General features: G+C 39.0%; 15 protein-coding genes. 11 read left to right on the top strand and 4 right to left on the bottom strand.

Translation table 11 applies throughout. The features are described from left to right. Window positions 1–127 precede the first annotated feature (127 nt). The 3 genes from RE471_RS05965 to RE471_RS05955 all read left to right on the top strand — a co-directional run bounded on the left by RE471_RS05965 (window position 128) and on the right by RE471_RS05955 (window position 3,390). Window positions 128–328 carry a hypothetical protein gene (locus RE471_RS05965; protein ID WP_309213897.1) on the top strand — a complete coding sequence of 67 codons (201 nt, stop codon included), beginning with the start codon at window positions 128–130 and terminating at the stop codon, window positions 326–328. Between the two features lie 111 nt (window positions 329–439). Beyond that, window positions 440–1,831: an aspartate aminotransferase family protein gene (locus RE471_RS05960; protein ID WP_309213896.1), complete on the top strand. Its 1,392-nt coding sequence runs from the start codon at window positions 440–442 to the stop codon at window positions 1,829–1,831. A 5-nt stretch (window positions 1,832–1,836) separates the two neighbouring features. Then, a complete protein-coding gene (locus RE471_RS05955; RefSeq protein WP_309213895.1) occupies window positions 1,837–3,390 on the top strand; it encodes an FGGY-family carbohydrate kinase in 1,554 nt (517 codons plus the stop codon). Between the two features lie 31 nt (window positions 3,391–3,421). Here RE471_RS05955 and RE471_RS05950 read toward each other — a convergent pair whose 3' ends face one another. From RE471_RS05950 to RE471_RS05940, 3 genes are all read right to left on the bottom strand, one after another. Next, a complete protein-coding gene (locus tag RE471_RS05950; protein WP_309213894.1) occupies window positions 3,422–4,672 on the bottom strand; it encodes an MFS transporter in 1,251 nt (416 codons plus the stop codon). Window positions 4,673–4,822: 150 nt separating this feature from the next. Beyond that, window positions 4,823–5,437 (bottom strand): hypothetical protein, encoded by a 615-nt coding sequence (locus RE471_RS05945; protein ID WP_309213893.1) that lies wholly within the window; start codon window positions 5,435–5,437, stop codon window positions 4,823–4,825. 4 nt (window positions 5,438–5,441) lie between these two features. Further along, window positions 5,442–6,923 carry an alkaline phosphatase family protein gene (locus tag RE471_RS05940; protein WP_309213892.1) on the bottom strand — a complete coding sequence of 494 codons (1,482 nt, stop codon included), beginning with the start codon at window positions 6,921–6,923 and terminating at the stop codon, window positions 5,442–5,444. Between the two features lie 213 nt (window positions 6,924–7,136). On the opposite strand from RE471_RS05940, the gene RE471_RS05935 reads away from it, so the two are divergent. The 5 genes from RE471_RS05935 to RE471_RS05915 are packed head-to-tail and all read left to right on the top strand — an operon-like array spanning window position 7,137 to window position 12,701. Next, a complete protein-coding gene (locus RE471_RS05935; RefSeq protein ID WP_309213890.1) occupies window positions 7,137–8,075 on the top strand; it encodes a 2-hydroxyacid dehydrogenase in 939 nt (312 codons plus the stop codon). Then, window positions 8,075–9,616 (top strand): thiamine pyrophosphate-binding protein, encoded by a 1,542-nt coding sequence (locus tag RE471_RS05930; RefSeq protein ID WP_309213889.1) that lies wholly within the window; start codon window positions 8,075–8,077, stop codon window positions 9,614–9,616. The genes RE471_RS05935 and RE471_RS05930 overlap by 1 nt, the downstream gene beginning before the upstream one ends. Window positions 9,617–9,670: 54 nt before the next feature. Next, window positions 9,671–10,081: an SCP2 sterol-binding domain-containing protein gene (locus tag RE471_RS05925; RefSeq protein ID WP_309213888.1), complete on the top strand. Its 411-nt coding sequence runs from the start codon at window positions 9,671–9,673 to the stop codon at window positions 10,079–10,081. 1 nt (window position 10,082) lies between these two features. Next, entirely contained in the window at window positions 10,083–11,213 is a 1,131-nt protein-coding gene (locus RE471_RS05920) for an iron-containing alcohol dehydrogenase (protein ID WP_309213886.1), read from the top strand. Next, window positions 11,214–12,701: an aldehyde dehydrogenase family protein gene (locus RE471_RS05915; RefSeq protein ID WP_309213885.1), complete on the top strand. Its 1,488-nt coding sequence runs from the start codon at window positions 11,214–11,216 to the stop codon at window positions 12,699–12,701. Window positions 12,702–12,934: 233 nt separating this feature from the next. On the opposite strand, the gene RE471_RS05910 is transcribed toward RE471_RS05915, so the two are convergent. Further along, window positions 12,935–13,204, bottom strand: coding sequence for a hypothetical protein (locus RE471_RS05910; RefSeq protein WP_309213884.1), 270 nt, complete (start codon window positions 13,202–13,204; stop codon window positions 12,935–12,937). 217 nt (window positions 13,205–13,421) lie between these two features. On the opposite strand from RE471_RS05910, the gene RE471_RS05905 reads away from it, so the two are divergent. From RE471_RS05905 to RE471_RS05895, 3 genes are read left to right on the top strand one after another with little or no spacing between them, the layout of a single operon-like run. Beyond that, window positions 13,422–14,933 (top strand): FAD-binding oxidoreductase, encoded by a 1,512-nt coding sequence (locus RE471_RS05905; RefSeq protein WP_309213883.1) that lies wholly within the window; start codon window positions 13,422–13,424, stop codon window positions 14,931–14,933. Then, on the top strand, window positions 14,923–16,278 hold the full coding sequence (locus RE471_RS05900) for a glycerol-3-phosphate dehydrogenase/oxidase (protein ID WP_309213882.1): 1,356 nt from the start codon (window positions 14,923–14,925) through the stop codon (window positions 16,276–16,278). The genes RE471_RS05905 and RE471_RS05900 overlap by 11 nt, the downstream gene beginning before the upstream one ends. Window position 16,279: 1 nt before the next feature. Beyond that, complete coding sequence (locus RE471_RS05895) at window positions 16,280–17,149, top strand: diacylglycerol kinase family lipid kinase (protein WP_309213881.1); 870 nt, start codon at window positions 16,280–16,282, stop codon at window positions 17,147–17,149. Window positions 17,150–17,295: the final 146 nt, after the last annotated feature.

The following is a 17,295-nucleotide window of genomic DNA, read 5'->3' as shown; positions in this document are numbered from 1 at the left end:
TAAAGAGATGTTCAACAGGAGGTACCCTTTATAAATAAACATAATATGGTACACGATGGTGAATTTTTTTAAATAGTATGTCACATGTGACACAATATTTACATAAAAACATGTCTTATGTGACATAATGATTTCAGATGAGGAATTTATCAGCATTTTATCAGATTACAATTTCTGGGGTAAAAAATCTTATACAGGCATATCAAGGAAGTTTTACATTAATAAAATGCTTAAAATATTAAGTGGAATTAATATAGTAACGGAAAGTGGCCTGCGCAGATCAGGAAAATCATTCATATTTGAGGAATGTTCTCATGTTCCCAGATAATAACTGATTTTTAATACTGTCCTTATTTATTGAAATTATATGCAAACAATAATCCTGTACGACTTTTCACTTGAGACAAATTTTTATATACACCACAGTTTATAATCACTAATGGACAATCTTGACATTGATAAGATTATGGAAGAACTACAAAAAAGCCTCAAGCCATACAAAAATAATTCTAAGGAATACCGTGAAATACCGGACACAGGCATAGATGGTGATAGTATCCTCGGTACCCTTAAAAAATACTCAAGCGAGGAGAACAGGCAGTGGAAGGCAGGCAAGGTATCAGGTGCTGTATATCATGGTGGAAGTGACCTGCTTAATTTTCTGGACAGGGTTTATTCTGTGTATTCACAGTCCAATCCACTACATCCGGATGTCTGGCCAAGCCTAACTAAATTCGAAACTGAGATAGTATCTATGTGTGCCGGCATAATGAATGGCAATGAGTCCACCAGGGGCGTGGTATCATCAGGCGGCACTGAAAGCATACTCCTGGCCATGAAGGCGTATCGTGATTATTACAGAAAATCAAGGGGCATCACAGAACCGGAAATCATACTTCCGGTATCTGCACACGCAGCATTCCTGAAAGCCTGTGACTATTTCTGTATGAAACCTGTATTTGTAGACCTTGATGAAAATTACATAGCCGATATTGAGAAGGTGAAATCTGCCATAACTAAAAACACTGTTGCAATAGTAGGTTCCATGCCTAACTTCCCCTACGGAACCTTTGACCCTGTAAAGGAAATGTCTGAAATTGCACATGACCATGGTATAGGAATGCATGTGGATGCCTGCCTTGGCGGTTTCATAATTCCATGGGCGAATAATGCAGGATGCCCGCTGCCGCCATTTGATTTCAGGCTTGAGGGTGTAACATCCATTTCCATGGATACACATAAATATGGTTTTGCGCCCAAGGGCACATCAGTGGTGCTCTACAGAAATAGCGAACTATTTCAGAATCAGCTCTATGCCACAGGAACATGGAAAGGTGGTATATACTTCACCCCCACCATGGCAGGCAGCAGGCCCGGGTATCCCATTGTTGCTGCCTGGGCTGTCATGCTCCTTATGGGTTCATCAGGATACCAGAAGAGCAGCAGGTCCATTCTGGATACAGGAAAATACATAATCAATGAGGTTAAGAAAATTCCTGAATTAAAACTCATGGGGAATCCATTATGGGTTGTTGCACTGACCTCTGATGCAATAAATCCATACTCCTTAATGGCTGAAATGGGTAAAAAGGGATGGATGCTTAGCGGGCTTGCCAACCCACCGGCGTTTCATATAGCACTCACCATGAGGCAGACTGAGCCAGGAGTAAAGGAGGGATACGTACATGACCTTCAGGAATCTGTTAAGTTAATGAAAAGTGGAGAGAGCAAAGCAGCCGGACTTGCACCTGTCTATGGCATGGCATCAGCAATGCCCAGGGAAGCAGTGGATCTGTTTCTAACGAACATTGTGGAGTGGCTTTACAGCTGATGCCTATGGATAAAATTAAGGCTATGCTGGGATTGGATATGGGGACATCCTCCTGTAAGGCCATACTCCTTGATGACCAGATGAAAACAGTGGCAACTTCTTTCTGCAGCTATGGCCTTGATATCGGAAACCAGGGGGCTGCAGAGCAGAATCCTGACGAATGGTGGAATGCTATAAAATCCTGTATCAGCAATATAAAAAACAGGGCTGGCGAATATCATATAGCCTCAATTGGGGTCACAGGCCAGTGGTCAGGCACTGTTCCTGTTGACAGCAAAGGAAAGGCGCTTCACAATGCCATAATCTGGATGGACACGAGGGGAAGCAAAGAGGTGGAAGCACTTACAGGTGGTTTCCCATCAATTTCCGGATACAGGGTTGATAAGCTGTACAGATGGCTTCATCTTACAGGAGGAGCTCCTGCCCATTCCGGTAAGGATACTATTGCCCATATTCTGTATATCAGGGAAAACATGCAGGACATATACAGGGATACATATAAATTTCTGGAACCAAAGGATTATATCAACATGCGACTTACGGGGAACTTTAAAACAACATGGGATACTGCAACATTGCTGTGGTCAAGTGATAACCGAAATCCGGATAAAATCAAATATAGTGAGTCGCTTATACGATTGAATAAGCTGGATCCGGATAAACTTCCAGAGATGATAAGGGCTGTGGATATTGCAGGAAAGATCACACCGGAAGCTGCCTCAGAGCTTGGGCTTCCGGATGACGTTGATGTAATAGGCGGATGTGGAGATACCCAGTGCTCACTTCTGGGTGGTGGTTGCATTGATCATTATTCCACTCTGCTCTACCTGGGAACATCCTCATGGATTACAGCCCATGTGGCGCATAAAAAAACCGACATAATACACAATATTGCATCCCTTCCCTCAGCAATTGAAGGAAAATATTTCATAGCAGCAGAACAGGAAAACGCATCAAGCTGCATGGAGTACATATCCGGTATACTTGGAATAGGAGGTAATGATAAGTACTATACAATTGATAGGATGGCTTCCGCCTCTCCTCCCGGTTCAAATGGCCTAATTTTCCTGCCATGGGTCTACGGAGAAAGGGCACCTGTCGAAGATTCCCTTTTAAGGGGTGGATTTTTCAATCTGTCCCTTGGCCATGGAAGGGAGGATTTAATAAGGTCAGTCATGGAAGGGGTTGCTTTCAACTCAAAATGGCTCCTTGCCATAGTGGATAAATTCCTGGGAAAGGGAAACGTACCCAACAGAATTATCATGTCTGGTGGAGGCGCACTCTCCAGCGTCTGGCCCCAGATACTATCTGACGTGCTGGAAAGAGAAATAAGCGTAATTCCAGACCCGAGATTTTCAACTGTCCGGGGCATAGCCCTGCTGGCTGGGGTGGGGTCTGGCATCATCTCCATGGAAGACCTGAAGACAGTATCAGGGGAGCCTGCTGTTTACAAGCCCAACGTGGAAAATTTCGTCGTTTACAGGAAAAATTTTGAAGAATTTAAGAATTATTACAGGAATAACAGGAAATCTATGCACAGGATAAATACAGCAAAATAAATATTCCTGAAAAATAAAAATTTAAAAAGGTTCACCTGCTTTCATTGATCATTTTTCCCTGACGGTTCCTGGTGTTTTTTATAAAGAAACTCAGGCCGAATGCAACTAGGGTAAGAACAGCCACAACAAGCATGGTCAAAAACCAGGGTGGAAACAGCACTTTGGACACCGTAAATGTCACGGGTCCGAGATCCCCCATTATCAGTATGAGAAATAGGGCACCGACCTGTGATGCCAGCCAGATAAGGCTTGCTGATGTGCCTGACCTTTTCTCACCGGCGGTTTCAAGTGATATCTGAAGGCCTATTGGTGCCAGTGAAAGCAGGAAGAACCCTATAACAATGGCAATAGCAAAGTATATGGCAATATTCGCCCTGAAAGCAAATAACAGTAGAAATACAGCGGCTATAAGGCTGTTAACCTGAACAAACTGTTTTAGCTTGGATTTTTTATCTGCAATGTACGGTATCACTATCATCCCTGCAATTCCACTGATAAGCATGGATGCTGCTATAATCCCCCCTGTGAGGGATGAAACCCCACGGGATGCCAGCATGCTCTCTATCCACTGCGCCAGCCCACTGAATATCCCCACACCTATAAAGAACAGCGCCATGAGAAGTATAATATTCCTTATATTGAGAAGCCCCCTGATCTCGCTTACAAGATTTTTGTCATGGGATGGTGTAAATGAAGGGTTCTCCCGGGAAATTATAAAGAATAAGATAAATGCAACAGTGGCTATCAAGGAAAAAACTATCATATTTGCACGGAGTTCAGAGAACGATGAGAGGGGAACCATTAGTGGGGCAACTATAAGTGCAACGATCATTCCAAGTATTTGCCCCAGGGTACCAACTCCCGTCGCAACAGCCTGTTCCCCTGCAGGAAACCATGTACCCGCTATTTTTGATATTCCATTGAATATGAATGGTTGTCCTATCCCCGCCAGGCTCTGAAAAACAACCAGCATTATGAAATCCCTGCCGGCAAAGATCCTCATCCATGAAAAGAAGGCAATAATCAGGGCCCCCATTGAAACAACCTTCTTGAAGCCTATTCTGTCAACAAGTATGCCTGTGGGTATTGATAAGGGTATGAAAATAAGCGGCCAGAATGCAGCCAGATAGCCGATTTCGGATACATTGACCCTGTATATGGTTTCAACCTGGGGAACAGCTATGCCTGAAAAATTCAACCATATGGCCTGGGAGGACAGTGCAACAAGTGTATAAGCTGCAAGTATAAACCATCTACGGCTGGAGTTATTTATTTCTTCCATTAAAAACAAACTACTTTGAATACTTAAAAATTTCTAAAGAGAAAAAAATATTATTTCTTTACTATACAGCTAAAGACGATGCATCCAAGGGTTTTATTCACAAATTTATGCGGTTCAACAGTGGATATACTGAAGTATTATAATATGGAATCAATTTCTGAGTAACCCCGAAATTGATGTTTTTCTGTGTAGCAGCGATGCCAGTATTAGTATCAGCAATATCAGGGCTATAGAATTCATTATAATGACAATTTCCGCCAGATTTGACTGCCCGCTATTCTCATAAAGTATTGCAAGTTCAGCTATAATAACTATTGAAAGAATAGATATCCCTGATGGAACAACCAGCCCGCCAAGGAATCTGCCACGGTAAATTGCCCTTGCGAACTGTGAAACAGGCAAAAAGGTTCCCGTGATTATAAATGTACATACTGCAAGAAGTCCGTTGGGAACCACAAAGTTGAGACTGTGTATTATATAATAGGCAATAAAGAATGTTGCAATGCCGAAAATCAGTCCGGATATGAGCCTGTATGTTTTTGCCGATCCAATAATGTATCCTGCAAAGGAAAAAACCAGAATGCCAGCTATGATACCCTCAAACAGGGAAAGAAGCTGGTATGGAGCCCCTATTATATAGATAAGTCCTGAGGAATATCCCATGGTAAAAATCAGGGAGACGCCAAGAATTGCAGGAGCTATTATGGCTGCCAGAGTGGATATAAGTACCATACCCTTTCCAGACTTTTTGTTGCCATGCCACATGTTTTCACCTCCTCCTGTACATGGTTACAATGGCCGCTGCAATTGCTATCTCCACTACCACCAGTAGGGAATAAAATCCAATGCTTTCAAAGAAGGGTATGTATCCATGTTCATTTTTATTCAGTATGCCCACACCCATGGAGGAGAGATTTACAGATGAAGAGCCAGACCTGTTATACCCCAATGTGTTTAGAGGTATCTGTGGCTCCATGGGGAAGAGTCCTGAATAGTTGTCCGTGGAAGTGTCTGTCACCAGGGCAAAATGTATATTAGACGGGACAGGAAAACCAGCGGAAGCATTAAATTGTATGGGCCCTCGCATGTCAGAGAAATTGAAGAAATCCAAGGGCAGGTACGAATCGTCGACCATTTTATTCAGTGCTGGCATTTTCCAGTTATAATCGATAAACCCAAGTATTGATGTAACAAGCATCTGGGTATTAGAAATATAATCTTCCTTGGCATATGGAGATATAACTATAAGTGGTATCCTTAAGCCAAGCTGTACATTATCCATAACAGGCGGAACAACCTGGTCATAATACCCTCCGAAGCCATCGTAGGTAATGAATATGGCTGTAGAGTTCCACAGCGGGCTTTTTTCAACTGCGTCTATGACATAAAGCAGCAGCATTTCGCCGTTCAGTATATTATCCGGAGGCCCCATGCTTTTGCCTGTGCCCTGTGAAAAGAAATAGCTAACCGCCGGGAGTGTACCATTTGCAGTTTGATTCAAAAAGGCGTTCCAGCTCTGGAGGTGTGAGGAATAGTGGCTATGCCCGTACAGAAAATTCCATGATGCACATCTATATGCTGTATTATTCAGGTAGACTCCATATGATATATTATATTTTGAAAGCTCCCCGAATATAGACTGTGAATATGGAATATAGGGAGGAGGGCCATAATCATTGATTATTGGAGAGTAACCTGCAACATAGTAAAGATGATGTGGTGCACTTTCAGAGAGGCACGGGGCATAAAAATTATCGGCCAGGCCGTATTGCTCTGCAATATCCCATTGAGGTGCCTCCTGTGCGGCAGAATAGTAGGTAAGGCCCTGGGGACCACTACCTTTTAGAAAACCATTTAGTTTTCCATGATTAAAATCCAGATGGTATGAAACATATCCCTCATTGGGGTCCTTGGTATAGAAAGTTCCTGTGGGTATTTCAGTTAACATATTCCTTGCTGCCCTGTCCGAGAGCAGATTTAATGGTATAGAAAGGTTTGCAGAAATACTTGAATTGGCTGTGTAGTTATCAATGGGGTATATCCCGAATAGATTATCAAAACTGTGATTTTCCAGATATATATTTATAACGTGCTTTATTGGGGTTCTGGTTCCTGTATCAGAGTCTAACCTTATTCCCTGTTTGTTTTGCATGCTAACTGTGGATGTTGATGCTTCAGGGGAAAAGGCTATTATTATAAACATTAAAGCAATGGCAATTACAGCAACTTTGAGAAACAGTTTCGCCCTCATGAAAATTTAACATTTAAATATATATAGTTATTTTGAAGCAAACGTATTAACTAACGGGTTAATTCCCCACAAGTTATAGAAATATGACAGGATGGGAGCAATGTTCAAAATCTTGGCTCCTAAGTTATCTATTAATATCATCCTTCAGTATTCGTTCATATTGAATAATCGTGCATTTAAAAACTTTTTAATAGGCAAACATGTTATATTCCCATGAAAATATTGGTTATTTTGCCTGCATTTTTGCCCATAGAGGATATAAGGAAAACAGTAGACCAGATAATGCCCGGGATAGAGATAAGGACGGATATGGATTTCGAGAAACATGATGCAGAGGTTGTTGTTATAACAACATTTACACGGTTTGGAAAGGATGAAATAGACAAATTCCCAAATTTAAAGTTTCTGCAGGTCTCCAGCACAGGTTATAACAATGTTGATGTAAAATATTTAAAAAGCAGGAATATTATTTTGTCAAATATTCCCAGGGCGAACAAGGACGCTGTTGCAGAGCACGTTATCGCAATGGTTTTGGCATTTTTAAAGAATTTAATATTTTTTGATAAGGAAATACGCAGCGGTGAATGGCCTGTACTGACAAATTCCACCGAATTGAACGGGAAGATATTCGGCATTGTTGGTATGGGAGCTATAGGCATCAAGCTTGTGCAGAAGTTAATACCCTTCGGACCGGGAATCGTATATTATGATGTAAAAAGATTATCAGCCCAGGATGAAGAATTATATGGATTAACCTATATGGGGCTGGAGGAGGTTCTGAAGAATTCAGATATAATATCGGTACACCTGCCACTAACAGAGAGTACATTAAAATTATTCGATGATAGGCATTTTTCAATGATGAAGGATAACTCAATTTTTATAAATACATCCAGGGGAGAAATCATGGATGAAGATGCATTGATTAATGCCATAAAAACTAAAAATATATACGCGGGCATTGATGTATACAGCAGGGAGCCACCGGATTTTTCTTCAGAGCTATTCAAACTGGATAATGTAATCTTTTCACCGCATATTGCAGGTGTAACAGTTGAAAGCCAGCAGAGATTTCTGCAGGAGACAATAGGAAATCTAATAAAATATACACAGGGACTGGAGCCATTATATAAGATAAAGGGTGATCTATAATGAAGGGCTATGAAATCCTATATAATTCATTAAAGGATGCCAAAATTAACTTTATATCAGGAAATCCGGGAACAACAGAGATCCCGATGCTGAGATCAGTTGATAATTACTATTTATCGCTGCACGATTCAATTGCACTGGGAATGGCTGATGGCTATTCATTATATAATTCTGGAGCGTCCATGGTAAATCTGCATACAATGCCGGGCCTGGGGAATTCCATGGCTTTTTTATTTACAGCAAAAATGAACAGGTCTCCAGTAATAGTTACTGCAGGGCAGCAGGATACAAGGCATTTAGTTTATGATCCACTGCTGTCAGGCGATACCATGTCCATGGTTTCAGATTTTGTTAAGTATAAGTACGAAATAAAAAATCCCGAGGATATACCTGTTGCCCTTAAACGGGCCAGGGAAATTGCATTGACGCCGCAGATGGGCCCTGTATTCCTTTCCTTTCCGATGGATATAATGGATTATAACGGGGAATATTATAAACAGCAGTACCAGGATCCTAATTACAATATCTCTGATGAAGAGGCAATTAAGGAAATATGTGATAAAATCAACAGGGCAAAAAATCCAGCAATTGTGTTCGGCTATGAAATTGATCTTTACAACGCTTTTAAGGAAGCCGGTGAGTTTGCTAAAAAACTCGGTGTTAAGGTCTATTCAGAACCTCTGGCATCCAGGTCCACATATAATACGGAACAGGACAACTATGCCGGTGATTTATTGCCAGCCTCTACATTGATGAATTTGAATTTTATAGAAAATGATTTAATTGTATTTATAGGAGGGGACATCATCTTCTATCCATACCTTCCATCAAAGCCATTTGCCGGAAAGGATGTAATTTTTGTAGGCACGGATTTATCCCGTAAAACAGGCGAATCATACTTCATGAACCCGAAACTTTTCCTAGAAAAGGCTAAAAGCCTGGTAAATAAAAAGGGAAATTATCATAAAAGCAGGGATCTAACATTTCCAAACAAAATAGCAAGGGAAAGACTTACAATGGGAGTCAACTATGTTTTGTATATGGCAAGGAAGATTTTTAAGGATTATACAGTGGTTGATGAGTCTATTTCTGCAACAGAGAATGTAAGGTCAATATTTGGCTATGGTAGTAAAAAATATTTTACTGCAAAAACCGGGCAGCTGGGCTGGGCATTGCCAGCATCCACAGGCATTTCGGTGAACAACAGGAAAACCCTGGTAATAATAGGGGATGGATCATTCATGTATACTGTACAGAGCCTGTGGACAATGAAAAAATATAATCTGCCCGTTAAAATACTGGTGCTGAACAACGGTGGCTATAATATTTTAAAGAGTTTCGCGGATTCATATTATCCTGAAATGCAGAATAGGGATTACCTGACCTTAAATCTCAATATTGAAAGCATTTCTAAGGGTTTTAACATAGATACCATGGTAGCATCAAATGATCTGGGTGAACTGGAATGGCTAAGGGAGGGCGATGGCCCGAAGGTTCTTGTTGTAAATACGGATAAAAATATAGAAAAAATGTTTTTATAAGAGTTATAATATCCACTTAATAATATTTATATATATTTAACATTTATAAGCATTATGGCAGTTTTTCCAAGCCCTGAGTGGGCAGATGAATATGTAAAGGCTCTAAATAGCAACAAAGAATATAAAGATGCAGGCAAAACCTGGGAGGGTGATATCACCTTTGTTATACAGCCTGATGAGAAGTACAGCAAAACATGGTACCTCTATCTGGACCTATTCCATGGAGAGTGCAGATCATATAAGGCATCGGATAAGGAAGATGACATAAAAAAATCTGAATTCAGTTATATAGGGAAGTATTCAAACTGGGTTAAGTTGATCAATAAAGAAATAGACCCAATCCAGGGGCTTATGACAGGAAAGTTCAAGCTTGATGGCCCCATGATGAAAATAATGCGATATACCAAGGCCGCCAAGGAAATGGTCAATACTGCTTCCCTGGTAAAAACAGAGTTCGAGGCATGATATGTGGTTTTTTAGATCGCCCAGTATTGTATTCGGCGAGGAATCCCTATCATTTTTAGGTACGCTTGACGCAGAAAAGATTGCAATAATAACAGATAAAAATATAGTTAATTCGGGCTTAATAACCAGAGTTGAAAAAAATTTGCCTGCTAATTCAGAAAAATTCATTGTATCTGACATTCTGCCAGAACCTGATTATGACAACATGCTACAGCATATAAACGGGATAAAGAAGTTCGGGCCTGATTTATTTATTGGGGTTGGTGGTGGTTCATCTATGGACACTGCAAAAATTTTGTTTGCCCTATACGAACGACCGGACATCAGTATCTATGACATTACACCCCTGGTAAAATTAAATTTGAGGAAGAAAAGCCATTTAATTGCTATACCCACAACAAGCGGCACAGGTTCGGAATGCTCCTGGGCTGCTGTTGTTTCTGAAAAAAATGAACACAGAAAAAATGAGCTGGCATCACCGGAGATACTTCCAGATTATGCTATTTTGGATCCGGAAATGGTTCTGTCACTTCCCAGGGAACAGACAGTAAACACATCTGTGGATGCAATAACCCATGCAGTAGAAGCCTATGTAGCAAAATGGGCAAATCCCTATTCAGATGCACTGGCAGAAAAGGCACTGGAATTAATATCAAATAATATCTTAAATGTACTGAAAAAACCGGGCGATATTGAATCCAGAAACAACGTACATATAGGGGCGTCCATGGCAGGCATGTCCTTTTCAAATTCACAGATAGGGCTGGCACATGCATTAGGGCATTCCTTCGGTGCAGTCTTTAAAATAGCACATGGGAAAACAGTTGGATTATTTCTGCCCGAGGTTATACGTTATAATTACAGCTCCTCGAAAATCAAATACGATAAATTGAACAGCATACTTCCGGATAGCATCAGGGAAGATTCGCTGGATTTGAGCATTGAAAATTTATTCGGGAAAATGGGACAGCCAGTAACAATGGACGCCCTGAATATAAATGAGGATGAGTATAAGAAAAACTTTGATTTGATGGTGGAACTGGCAGAAAATTCGACAGGCATAATAACAAACCCTGAGGATATTGATAGAAACGGCATAGAAGCCATTTTTAATAAGGTTCATGGTGATTAAATGGAAAAGATTTTTGGCAATTTTATAGATGGAAAGATAGATCAGGAGGGAGAAAAAATAAAGATGATAAGCCCATCAGATGGTTCACTTATTGGGTACTGCATAGAATCTGATAGAAACACTGTTGATAAAGCAGTTAATTCTTCAATAGAGGCATTAAAGGGCATATCTAAAATTGGGTTGAAGGAGAGGCAGAAATTATTATTAAAGCTGGCAGACATAATAGAATCAAAATCTGAAATATATTCAAATTATGAATCACTGAATACAGGGAAAACCATAAGGCAGAGCAGTTTCATGGATATACCCCTGGGCATAGAGCATATAAGATATTTCGGAAAAGTCAATGATTATTTGGAATCAAGGGAGATAGAACATCCGGAATACCCGGGAACAAGGGGGGTAATACAGTATGTTCCCATGGGTACTGTGGCAGCAATAGCACCATGGAATGTCCCGTTTTTAATGGCAGTATGGAAGGTAATTCCGGCACTTCTGGCTGGAAATTCTGTGGTTTTAAAGCCGTCACATTACACTCCGCTGACTGCACTGGAACTGGCAGGTGATATCATGGATGCGGGCTTTCCGGAGGGTTCTGTAAACGTAATTGCAGGCAGGGGAAGCACCACAGGGAATTACTTAATCGAAAATAAAAAAATAAACATGATCAGCTTTACTGGATCAACAAATACTGGAAGAAGTGTAATGGAAAAGGCATCAAAGAATTTAAAGAAGGTTACCCTTGAACTGGGTGGAAAATCCCCGAATATTGTATTTGATGATGCAGATATTGAGAGGGCAGTTAAGGGTGTTCTATTCGGCATATACCTGAACTCTGGCCAGCTATGTGAATCCGGCAGCAGGCTAATACTCAGCAGTAAAATTAAGGACAGATTCCTTGAAAGAATGAGGCATTATCTTGATAATATGGTTCCCGGGAATCCCATGGATTTTAATACAGACATCAGCGCGATTACAAATAAAGAGCAGCTTGATAAAATAAATAATTTAATGGAAGCGGGCATAAACGGCGGTGCAAAAATATATTATTCCAGGGAGCTAAAAAATAATGTTCCGGGAAATGGATTTTATTATCCTCCAACACTACTGACCGATGTAGGCACGGACATGAAAATATTTAAGGAAGAAATATTCGGCCCGGTGCTATCTGTTACTACCTTTGATACGGACAGTGAGGCGATTGAAATAGCAAACAATACAGAATACGGATTGGCCGCAGGGGTATGGACCAATGACCTGAACAGGGCATATAATATTGCCAGCAACATCCAGGCAGGAACCGTGTGGATAAATGATTATCACCTATTATCGGCCGCAGCCCCTAGAGGTGGCTTTAAAATGAGCGGCATTGGAAGGGAATTGGGTTTAGAGGGCATATATGAATTCACACAGACAAGGCACCTGTTCTATGGAAATCCTGAAAGCGGGCTATCCGACGCTGCCTATCAGTTACTAATAAAAGAATAGAATTAGCTGCTATACCATAAATCCTAGAGGCGGGATATGTGCTTATGACGATAACCATGGAGCTGTTTCTAGGGACTATAGATAAATTCAATTTGGATGCCAGAAATGATAAACCTCCGTTTAAGCCGGTTTCAGGATATCCTATTTTGTACCGAATATTTAAGTATAACTAAAATGGGTTATCCCTAAAACATTATATGATTGGTTTAATTTAAGCATTTTGGTTAGATAACTCATTTTTTTCTTTGAGAGACCTCCTGCATATATTTCCTAACTTCTAATAGGATACGATCGATTTGAGCTGCAAAATCAGTGAAAATAATTTCTGTTCTTGAATCCCCTATATCGATAAATATCCTTGAATTATCTATATGAAAATGTACTATATTTATACCTCTGAAATAAAAATGCCCGGTCTGTTTCTCCTTAAGATTATTTATCCTGCGTATCTGGATTAATAGTGGCTCAACCTCTTTAAGATCCTCAGGCCTGGCATGTTTCATGTTTTATTTATACATTATGGGAATAAATAGATATTGATACCTCAATAGAGCAATAAATTATAAAAAATATATTAATGCAATAAATGCCGATTCTTCTGCAATCAGTATATTTAATGAATGGAATCAACTATTAAAGAAAAATAGTATAACAACAGAAATTATGAAACTAATTATATTTCAGTGTATAATTTAAATATGTCATAATTATTATACTTTTATGGGTAAAACCAGTAAACAGGCATTTAATATATTTTTTGGCAATAGCAATTACAATGTAAACGAAAATACAGCAAAATTTATTGAAAAATTATTTGGTATAAACTGGGGTAACAGAATATGGGACGGCAATATCAATGCCCCACAAATCGCAGTTGATGATGAATTAAAACAAATACTATTGAAGTGCATTAATATTGAAAGCATATCCTTTGATCCAGTAGACAGGATGAAACATTCAATAGGCAAATCATCAATTGAAATTTTAAATTCCAGGCTGTCAATTTTGCCCGGTATAGTTGATGCTGTTGTATATCCAGACCAAGATGAGGTATACAATTTAGTAAAAACATTAAAAAAAGAAAATATTCACATTACTGTGTACGGTGGTGGCACATCGGTTACCGGCGGGTTGATTTCAAAATATACTGGTAAGGGCAGAACCGTATCAATCGATACCTCAAAACTTAAAAAAATAGAATTACGGGATGGAATAGTATTCTGTGGTGCAGGGTTTACCGGTAAAGAACTGGAAGAAATATTGAACACAAAGGGCAAAACCATGGGAAATTTTCCGGAATCATTTAATTATTCAACTGTAGGCGGGTGGATTGCCACCAAGGAATCAGGCCAGGAATCAAACCAGTATGGAGATATAGAAGACATGGTCAGTTACATTGAACTTGTGAGAACCGATGGTTTATTTTCAGACCGGTATTCACCGAGATCCTCCTCAGGCATTTCTGTGAAGGATGTTGCCATGGGTTCCGAGGGGAAATGCGGAATAATTATGAATGCCGGCATAAAAGTATATAATTTGCCTGAGAGAAGGCATTATTATTCATATTTTTTTAAAAGTTTTAAGGATGGGATAAAATCTCTTATGCAGATGGAAAAATTCCCCACAGTGTTGAGGCTGTCAGATGAAACTGAAACAGAATTCCTTTTTTTAAGCCAGAATAATTCCATGGCAACAGATATATTTAGTAAATATCTGTCCTTAAGGCAAGTCAACAGGGGTTCCCTGCTTATTTTAATAAACAACAATGCCAGATTTAAAAAACCTTCAAATAGCGTATATTCAGGGAGAACAATTGCCAGAATATGGGAAAACACAAGATATGAGAGGCCGTATTTCGGGAATGTCCTATGGGAACATGGGCTTGTTCCGGATACACTGGAGACATCGGTTTCCTGGGAGAATATAATAAAATTATATGACGAGGCAATTCTGTCATTCAATAACAGCATAAGGGAGCTGAACATAGCCGGGATAATAATGTCACATATTTCACATTTTTATATTGACGGATGCGCAATTTATTTTACTTTTATAATTAAAACCGATAAAACAGATGATTTAATAAAAATAAGGAAAAATATGGTAAATGTATTTCTGCATAATGGGGGGTCAATAACACACCATCATGGGCTGGGAAAATTTTTCGAGGAATTTGCCGGCGATAATTCCGTGTTTATGAAAATGCTAAGAGATGATATATTTGACAAATAGTAAATACAGGGAATTTTCATTGCATACACGCAATGAGGACATTAAAAATATAGGGGATAAAACATTCGATGTTGCCATAGTAGGGGGCGGGATAACTGGAAGTGGCATTGCCAATATACTATCAGAGAATTCCATAAGTGCAGTATTAATTGAAAAGAATGATTTTGCATCTGGCACAAGCTCAGGATCATCAAAATTAATACACGGTGGTTTGAGGTATCTGTCTGGAGGGCATATAGTGCTTGTCCGTGAATTGATTAAGGAGAGGAATTACCTGCTGAAAAACCTGGACATTGTCAAAAAAATAAAATTTGATGTACTTACAGGGAAAAGCCAGTGGAACAGGCATGAAATAAAATTCGGCCTTGTTCTTTATTCCCTGCTTGAAAGGAAATTTAAAATGCCTGAATTTTATAGTAATAATTATAGAGAAAATTCAGGTGTAGATGGATATTTTACATATGAGGATGCCATGACCGACGATTCAACAATGGTCATATACAATATTGCATCTGCCTATAATAATGGTACTTTATGCTTCAATTACCTGGAATTGTCGCATTTTAAAGAGTATAATGGTTACAGTGTTTTAACTTGTTTTGATAAAATAAATAAAAAAGATGTCATAATAAAGGCGAAACTAATAATAAACGCTACTGGTCCCTGGGCAAACCGGGTAAATAAGGCTTTAGGATTGCCTGAGAACGCAATGATGAGGTTGAGTAAGGGGGTACACATAATTTTCAACAGAGATTATTTTAATATAAAAAATGCTCTGGTATTTAGATCTGGCATTGATAAACGGCAGCTGTTTTTAATTCCACGTGACCATGTCATAATACTGGGCACCACAGATACATTTGTGGACAGCCCTGATGACTTTTCAGTTAATAATGATGATGTAGAATATCTGATTAACAGTGCAAAAAATCTATTTCCTTTCGTAGATAAAAATGATGTTATAGCATCATATTCTGGAATAAGGCCACTTATGGGAAAAGGGGACAATCCAGGTAAAATTTCCCGTGACTTCAAAATAGTTGATTATGGAAATGTTATTACTGTTTTCGGTGGAAAGTTAACCGATTACCGTTCAGCTGCAAGGAAGGTTTTAAAAATTATAAAAAACAAATTGAAAATAGAGGTTAAAAGCAGAAATATGCCATACATCAATTATTCAAGGCCTGATAAAGATCAGGTTGAGTTTATAATAAGCCATGAATGCCCCGTATATGTCAATGACCTGCTGAGGCGAAGGCTTCCTGTATTGATCTACGATCCGGAAAATGCTGAAAATTTTAAAAATGAGAATATTGATAAGTTATCAGGTTTAATAGGTGATTAAAATGAAAATTTATGTTATTTTAAATCCACATGCAGGCAATGGCCGTGGCGTGTATTTACTGGACAGGCTGAAAAGATTCTTAAAAGATTATGATTATATAATAAGGGAAACAAAAAGGAACAATGATGCGTTTTTATACGCACAGGAAGCCTTGAAAGGCAACTATGATTATATCGTATGTGTAGGCGGCGATGGCACAATAAACGAAATATGCCAGGCAATTGTTTGTAAAAGCACTGTTTTAATAATTATCGACGCCGGAACAGGATCCGATTTCGTTAAATCTGCCGGAAGCATCAGTCCTGAGGATATAGGGAATGCAATAACAAGCAATAAGATATTCAAGGTAGACTCAGTGCTTGTCAAATATTCCGGAAAAACAAGGTATTTTGTAAATATAATGGAACTGGGCTATGGGGCAAATGTTATTGCCAGGGTTAATAAAAAATTGAAGCGTAATAAAAACACGATAAGACATGCAGTTATTAATGAATTGTTTAAATTGAGGGCATATAATCTTAAAATAACCATCAAAAATGAAGTTATAGAAGGTAAATTTATAGATGTAATAATTGCAAATGGAAAATACTTTGGTGGTGGTATGCTTGCATCAAAAAATTCGGTCCTGAATGACCATGTCATGGAAGTACACATGATAAAAGAAATTTCGAGAATGACGCTTTTAATGAAGTTTAAAAAACTGATAAATGGCACATATATTGAGGACAGGGACACAATAAATAAAATAGCTCAGCAAATTGAAATATCTGGTGACAAGGCACCTGTGGAAATGGATGGAGAGGTACTTTTTACCACCCCGATTTCAATAGAGCTAATTCCAGAATCAATAAACATTCTCCTTGCAAGTTAAATCCGGGGAAATTTAAATTTGCTGATATGGGATTTCCAAGCTGTAGATCAAGATATACATAATTTCCTCCCTGAGATTCCACATATTTTACTGACCACTACAATACGATTTTATGCAAATATTATTTCTCCAATGGACATATAATA

Origin of the sequence: Ferroplasma sp. (assembly GCF_031200575.1) — an archaeon.
GTDB lineage: Archaea > Thermoplasmatota > Thermoplasmata > Thermoplasmatales > Thermoplasmataceae > Ferroplasma.
Note: the sequence above shows the minus strand (reverse complement) of the source record. Positions and strands in the feature narration are given on the sequence as shown.

Coding starts and splice junctions, on each gene's coding strand:
- RE471_RS05905 (WP_309213883.1), top strand. CDS start 13,422: ATGGGTAAAACCAGTAAACAGGCATTTAATATATTTTTTGGCAATAGC.
- RE471_RS05940 (WP_309213892.1), bottom strand. CDS start 6,923: ATGAGGGCGAAACTGTTTCTCAAAGTTGCTGTAATTGCCATTGCTTTA.
- RE471_RS05945 (WP_309213893.1), bottom strand. CDS start 5,437: ATGTGGCATGGCAACAAAAAGTCTGGAAAGGGTATGGTACTTATATCC.
- RE471_RS05910 (WP_309213884.1), bottom strand. CDS start 13,204: ATGAAACATGCCAGGCCTGAGGATCTTAAAGAGGTTGAGCCACTATTA.
- RE471_RS05935 (WP_309213890.1), top strand. CDS start 7,137: ATGAAAATATTGGTTATTTTGCCTGCATTTTTGCCCATAGAGGATATA.
- RE471_RS05920 (WP_309213886.1), top strand. CDS start 10,083: ATGTGGTTTTTTAGATCGCCCAGTATTGTATTCGGCGAGGAATCCCTA.
- RE471_RS05965 (WP_309213897.1), top strand. CDS start 128: ATGATTTCAGATGAGGAATTTATCAGCATTTTATCAGATTACAATTTC.
- RE471_RS05895 (WP_309213881.1), top strand. CDS start 16,280: ATGAAAATTTATGTTATTTTAAATCCACATGCAGGCAATGGCCGTGGC.
- RE471_RS05950 (WP_309213894.1), bottom strand. CDS start 4,672: ATGGAAGAAATAAATAACTCCAGCCGTAGATGGTTTATACTTGCAGCT.
- RE471_RS05955 (WP_309213895.1), top strand. CDS start 1,837: ATGGATAAAATTAAGGCTATGCTGGGATTGGATATGGGGACATCCTCC.
- RE471_RS05930 (WP_309213889.1), top strand. CDS start 8,075: ATGAAGGGCTATGAAATCCTATATAATTCATTAAAGGATGCCAAAATT.
- RE471_RS05915 (WP_309213885.1), top strand. CDS start 11,214: ATGGAAAAGATTTTTGGCAATTTTATAGATGGAAAGATAGATCAGGAG.
- RE471_RS05960 (WP_309213896.1), top strand. CDS start 440: ATGGACAATCTTGACATTGATAAGATTATGGAAGAACTACAAAAAAGC.
- RE471_RS05925 (WP_309213888.1), top strand. CDS start 9,671: ATGGCAGTTTTTCCAAGCCCTGAGTGGGCAGATGAATATGTAAAGGCT.